Origin of the sequence: Olsenella sp. CU969 (assembly GCF_905219715.1) — a bacterium.
Classification (GTDB): Bacteria; Actinomycetota; Coriobacteriia; order Coriobacteriales; family Atopobiaceae; genus Granulimonas; species Granulimonas faecalis.
Map to the genome: position 1 here is coordinate 1 of NZ_CAJMXC010000147.1, position 1778 is coordinate 1778.

General features: G+C 70.7%; 1 protein-coding gene. It reads left to right on the forward strand.

Features of this window, described 5'->3' with window-relative positions; translation table 11 throughout:
• Positions 1-197: 197 nt before the first annotated feature.
• Positions 198-1766, forward strand: coding sequence for an amidohydrolase (locus tag JX283_RS08265; protein WP_204830148.1), 1569 nt, complete (start codon positions 198-200; stop codon positions 1764-1766).
• Positions 1767-1778 lie beyond the last annotated feature (12 nt).

Here is a 1778-nt window from a genome sequence, read left to right on the forward strand (position 1 = left end):
CACCTGAACGCGATTGGGGGCGACTCCCCGCGGGCAAAACCGCCGGAAGTCGCCCCCAGACGCGTTCAGGTGGGGAAAATCCGCCCCCAGACGCGTTCAGTTGGGGAGGGGGCGCCGAGGAGTGGCGGCCGGGCCGAGGGGCGCCCCCCAGCTGCTACCCTTGGGATGCTGCTGGCGCGGCCAACGGAGGGAGAGCCATGAAGGTGTACGAGGGGACCGTCCTCACCGTCGACGCCCGGGACACCCGGGCTCGCTACCTGGTGGAGGACGGCGGCCGCATCGTCTTTGTGGGAGAAGGGCTGCCCGAGGCCTACGCCCGTGCCCCGCGGGAGCACCTGGACGGGCGGGCCCTCTGCCCTGCCTTCGTGGACACCCACGAGCACCTGGCCTCCTTTGCCACGTTCCACGCCGGCCTCAACGTCATGGACGCCCGCTCCAACGCTCAGATCCAGGCCATGGTGGCCGACTTCGCCCGCAAGAGCCCCTCCAAGCTCCTCATCGCCTTCGGTGCGTCGCCCTACTCGGTGGAGGAGGGCCGCCTCCTCTCCCGCGCCGAGCTCGACGAGGCCTGTCCCGACCGGCCCATCATGATGGTGAAGTACGACGGCCACGCCTGCGTGGTGAACTCGGCGCTGCTCACCCTCGTCGAGAAGAAGGTAGCCGGCCTCCGCGGCTACCATCCCGACACCGGCGAGATGAACCAGGAGGCGTTCTTTGCGGTGTCCGACCACGTCACCGGCAGCCTCTCCATCCCCGAGCTCGTCTCCAACATCCAGGGTGCCATGGACTATCTGGCGTCCAAGGGCATCGGCATGGTGCACTCGGTGTCGGGCGTGGGTTTTGCCGGCGACCTCGACATNTCGCTCGAGACCTGGCTGGCGAGGAGCGCCCGCNNCGGCNNTCAGGTGCGCGTGTTCCCGCAGTCCATGGACGTCTCCGTAGCCAGGAGGCGCGGCCTGCCACGCATCGGCGGCTGCTTCGCCTGCGNCCTGGACGGGTGCTTCNGCAGCCATGACGCCGCCCTCAGGGAGCCCTATGNCGACGAAGAGGGCGGCAACGGCGTGCTCTACTACACCGACGGGCAGGTGCGCGACTTCTGCGTGGAGGCCAACCGCGCCGGGCTGCAGATGGAGATGCACGCCATCGGCGACGCCGCGTTCGACCAGGCCGCCCACGCCCTCAAGGCCGCCCTCGACGACACGCCGCGCGACGACCACCGCNACGGCATCATCCACGCGTGCCTGCCCACCGAGGAGGGCCTGGCCATCTGCCGCGAGTACGGCATCCAGTTTCCCATGCAGACCAGCTTCATCGGCTGGCCCCAGGAGCCCGACGCCTACCTGGCCTCCATCCTCGGGCGCGACCGGGCCGACCGCCTCAACCCGCTGCGCACCTACTGGGACGCCGGCATCGTGCTCTCGGCCGGCAGCGACGCGCCCTGCACCGACCCCGACCCGGTGCTCTGGATGCAGCGCGCCTGCAACCACGACGTGCCGGGGGAGTCGCTCACCGTGGCAGAGGCCCTGCGTATGTGCACCTACAACGGCGCATGGGCCACGTTCGACGAGGACGAGCGGGGCTCGCTCGAGATGGGCAAGGTGGCCGACATGGCGGTCCTCTCGGCCGACCCCTTCGCGCTGGGCCCGGAGCGCCTGGGCGAGCTGCGTGTGGAGGGGCTGATCCTGGGAGGGGAGCCCTACCGGCCCCAGGGCGGCACCTGGCTGGGGGCCGTGGCGAGGGGGCTCGTCTCGCGCGCGAAGGCGTGACCCTCCCGGTAC